We start from the raw sequence: 3,935 nt of genomic DNA on the forward strand, positions 1-3,935 counted from the left end.
TTTCTGGGCACGACGTTCGAGCTCAGCCAATCCGCACCGCTCAGGCCGTGCCCCGCAGGCGCAGCCGGTTGGGCAAGGGCGTGGAGCGGCGCAGCACATCCTCGGCGAGCCATACGGCCGAGCGGCGCGCGCGTTGCGCGACGGTGGACAGGGGCAGTTGCTGATAGTCGTCGTTGAAGACCTCGAAGCTGTAGTCGCCTCGGTAGCCCAGGCGGTCCAGCCGCACGACGATCTCGGCCACGGCGTCGGTGTGCACGCCTTCGCCGGGAAACACCCGAAAGTGCCGCGCGGTGGTCATGCGTTCCTCGAAGCTGCGCACCTCGTTCCACAGGAAGTCGGAGAGTTGCACCAGGAAGATCTTGTGCGCGTCGATGTCGTCGAGCGCATCGAGCGGGGTCTTCGCCGCCAGGAGGTGGTACGAGTCGATGGCCAGACCCAAATTGGAGCGGTCGGCTCGGCGTACCACGTCCCAAGCCGAGGTGTACTCGTTGATGTGGCGTCCCCAGGACAGGCCTTCGTAGGCCACCTTGATGCCCAGGGGCACGGCCAAGGTGGCCAGTTTGCGCAGGTCGCGTGCCAAATCGTCTGGGTCGGCACTGGCGTGCTGCGAAGTGGACGAGCACGCCAACAGCACCTTGGCGCCCAATGCGTGGCACATCTCGAGCATGCCTTTGGCAATGTCGACCTTGTAGTCGTGCAGGTGGCCCGACAGACCCTCAAAGTCGCGCAACACCTGAAAGCCCGTCACGCGCAGCCCGCTGGACTGAACATCCCGAACGGCCGCACGCCAGCCCTCGGGATGCCCCACCAAATCACGTGCCGACAGCATGATCTGACCAAAACCGGCTTCGCGCACGGCGCGCAACTTGGCGCGCAGGTCGCCGGCCAGGGTGATGGTGTCCATGCCGAAATCGTCGATGTGCATGGTGGGCCTCATGGGGTGCTCGGCGGATGGTGCACGAGCTCGAAAGCCACGCTGCCCAGCAGCGTCTGTGTCAGGGCGCCGCGGTCCTCGGTGTGCACGCCACTGGACTCGACGAAGGTCATGCCGCGGCTCGAGAGTTCGCGCACGGCCTGGCGCACGTCTGGGGTACCGAAGGCCACACGATGCAAGGTCTCATCCGGATCGACCTCCACCGCGTCCAGTTCCGGCTCGATGAGTTGAAGGTAGAACTGCCCGCAGGGGCTGGTCAGTATGCGTCCGCGCGGCAGGATCCCGAAGCGCGTCTCGTCGGGCAGAGCGGCAAAGCCGAAGAGTTCGGTGTAGAACTCGGTCCAGTCGTCCAGTCGGTCCAGACCGACGTACTGCACCACACCGAACCAGTGCAGACCTGCCACGGCGGGCGGATGGCGGTCCACCGTGGGGATGGGCACGAAGTCGACGTCGTAGATCGAAAATTCACGGTAGCGGTCGACGAGATATAAGCGACTTCGGCCGGCGCCGTGCAGGGCCGGGATGTGCAGCTCCATGGGATGGGGCTGTGCCGGCACCGGCCAGCCACCGCGCTCGATGGCGCGGCGCCAGGCCGCCGCGGCATCGCGAACGCGCAGTGCAATGGCCGCGATCTCGGGCCTGTCGCCGGGCTGCACGGCCTCGGGCAGCCCCTCGGCGTGGGCGTTGATGACGATGTTCATCGAACCCTGGCGGTACAGCAACACCTCCCGCGAGCGATGCCTGGCGATGGGCCGGAAGCCCATCGTCTCCAGCACCTGTCCCAAGGCCTGAGGCCGACGCGTGGCGAACTCGATGAACTCGATCCCGTCCAGACCCAACGGATTGGGCGGCTCGTCGATGGCTTCGCGGTTACGCAGGCTCGAACTGGCGGATGCAATCATGCCGATTTCCTTTCAGCCACCGGGACGCTGCGCGACGAGGCGCCGGAAGTGGGCTTCCATGCGATGCGCATCAGGCGTCAGGCCGGTGAAGAGCTCGAAGGCGCCCAAGGCCTGACCGACGGCCATGCCTCCGCCGTCCACGGTGGGGCATCCGATGCGTCGGGCCGCTTTGAGCAGCTCCGTCTCGAGCGGGAAATAGACGACCTCGGCCACCCACAGGGTGGGCCGCAATAGCTCGACGGGCAGCGGCAGTCCAGGCAGCTTGTCCATGCCGGTGGGCGTGGCATGCACGAGGCCGCTGGCGCGTTGCAAGGCGCGAGCGATGTCGGCTTCGACGCGGGCGCGGCCGGCGCCGTGGGCGGCGTTGAGCGCGTCGGCCAGGGCCTGGGCGCGGGCGGGCTCACGGTCCACCAGCACCAGTCGCGTCGCACCCAGATGCGATATCGCGTGAGCGATGGCTGCGCCCGCTCCGCCGGTGCCCAGGACCACCACCTCGGACAGGTCGGCGGCCGGCAGCGCGCGGCGAAATCCCCAGGCCCAGCCCGTGCCGTCGGTGTTGTGGCCGACCAGCCGGCCATGGCGGTACACCACGGTGTTCACGGCGCCCATCTCGCGTGCCTCGTCCGACAACTCGTCCAGCAGCGGGATCACCGCCTGCTTGCACGGGTAGGTGATGTTCAAACCCGCAAAGCCCATGGTGCGTACGGCCTGGATGAGCCCGGGCAGGGCCTCGATGCCCGCGCCCGTGCGGTCGAGGTCGATGAGCTGGTAATGCAGCCGAAGGCCATGGTGGCGGGCTTCCTCCTCATGCATCGCCGGCGTGAGCGAGCGCTGGATGCCCGCGCCGATGAGGCCGACGAGCACCTTGCGATCGCCAGCATGGACCGTGTGCGCGGGCTTGTCCGCGAGGGTGTGAGCCGAGGTCACGATGATGCTTTCCTTACTTGCGCACCTTGGCCAGCTCGGCGTTGAGCGCCGCCACGGTCTCGGCCCCCACGCTCTGAGTGTGCTTGTCGATGACGGGTTTGACCTTTTCGCGAAAGCGCGCCAGCTCCGCCGCAGACAGCTCGGTGATCTGCATGCCGGCCTTGCGGAGGTTCTCCAGTGCCACGCTGGCCTGCTGGCGCGACAGCTCACGCTGGAAGCGCGTGGCCTCGGCGGCTGCCTCGTTGAAGATGCGCCGCTCGTCGGCGCTCAGACTGTCCCACAGGCGCTTGCTCACCAGCAGGGCCTGGGGGTTGTACACATGGCGGGTGAGCGTCAGGTGCTTCTGAACCTCATGGAACTTCGAGGCGTAGATGGTCGTCTCCGGGTTCTCCTGCCCATCGATGGCCTTCTGCTCCAGTGCGGTGTATACCTCGGGGAAGGGCATGGGCGTGGCGTTCGCCCCCAGCGCGTTGAACAGGTCGATGTAGATCGGCGACTGGATCACGCGGATCTTCAGCCCGGCGATGTCCTCGACCTTGGCCACCGGACGGCGGTTGTTGGTGAGGTTGCGGAAGCCCAGATCCCAGTAGCCCAGCCCGACGAGGTTCTTCTCTTCCAGTTTGGCCAGCAAGCTTTTGCCGAAAGGGCCGTCCGTCACAGCGTCGGCTTCCTGCGGCGTGGCGAAAAGGAAGGGGAAGTCGAACACCGCAAACTCTTTCACCTGGGCCGTGAGGATGCCGGCGTTGAGCACCGTCATCTCGACCGTTCCGCCCTGCAGGGCCGACACCGTCTGCAGGTCGCCACCCAGCGTGCCGCCAGGGAACAAGCGCACGGTGATCTTCCGGCCCGACTTCTGGGCGACCAGGTCGGCGAACTTTTGTGCCCCTTCGGCCTGTGGGTGGCCCTTCTGGTTCTGGAAGGCGAACTTGATGGTGCGTTCCTTGATGTCCTGGGCCAGGGCGGCTGTCACGGGCATCAGGGTGGCCAAGCTCAGGCACAGGGCACGGGTCAGGGTCTTGAATGTCATGGGTGTCTCCTTGGTGGGGGGGAAGGGGGTGTCATCAGCCGGCAAACCAGCGGGCCGGGACGGTGACGATCGATGGGAACAGCACCAGCAGAAAGAGCACGGCGGTCTGCGCAGCCATGAAAGGCAGCACGCCGCGGGTGACCTC

At 66.7% G+C, this 3,935-nt stretch carries 4 protein-coding genes; all 4 read right to left on the reverse strand.

The annotated features are described in order from the left end of the window. Nucleotides 1-40: 40 nt before the first annotated feature. From ACK4ZD_RS15320 to ACK4ZD_RS15335, 4 genes are read right to left on the reverse strand one after another with little or no spacing between them, the layout of a single operon-like run. A complete protein-coding gene (locus tag ACK4ZD_RS15320) occupies nucleotides 41-925 on the reverse strand; it encodes a sugar phosphate isomerase/epimerase family protein (protein ID WP_409664023.1) in 885 nt (294 codons plus the stop codon). A gap of 8 nt (nucleotides 926-933) precedes the next feature. Beyond that, a complete protein-coding gene (locus ACK4ZD_RS15325; RefSeq protein WP_409664026.1) occupies nucleotides 934-1,836 on the reverse strand; it encodes a VOC family protein in 903 nt (300 codons plus the stop codon). A gap of 12 nt (nucleotides 1,837-1,848) precedes the next feature. Beyond that, a complete protein-coding gene (locus tag ACK4ZD_RS15330; RefSeq protein WP_409664029.1) occupies nucleotides 1,849-2,763 on the reverse strand; it encodes a shikimate dehydrogenase in 915 nt (304 codons plus the stop codon). Nucleotides 2,764-2,776: 13 nt separating this feature from the next. Then, nucleotides 2,777-3,790: a TRAP transporter substrate-binding protein gene (locus ACK4ZD_RS15335; protein ID WP_409664032.1), complete on the reverse strand. Its 1,014-nt coding sequence runs from the start codon at nucleotides 3,788-3,790 to the stop codon at nucleotides 2,777-2,779. Nucleotides 3,791-3,935: the final 145 nt, after the last annotated feature.

This window comes from Caldimonas sp. (assembly GCF_046291045.1).
GTDB lineage: Bacteria > Pseudomonadota > Gammaproteobacteria > Burkholderiales > Burkholderiaceae_C > Caldimonas.

Coding starts and splice junctions, on each gene's coding strand:
- ACK4ZD_RS15335 (WP_409664032.1), bottom strand. CDS start 3,790: ATGACATTCAAGACCCTGACCCGTGCCCTGTGCCTGAGCTTGGCCACC.
- ACK4ZD_RS15325 (WP_409664026.1), bottom strand. CDS start 1,836: ATGATTGCATCCGCCAGTTCGAGCCTGCGTAACCGCGAAGCCATCGAC.
- ACK4ZD_RS15320 (WP_409664023.1), bottom strand. CDS start 925: ATGCACATCGACGATTTCGGCATGGACACCATCACCCTGGCCGGCGAC.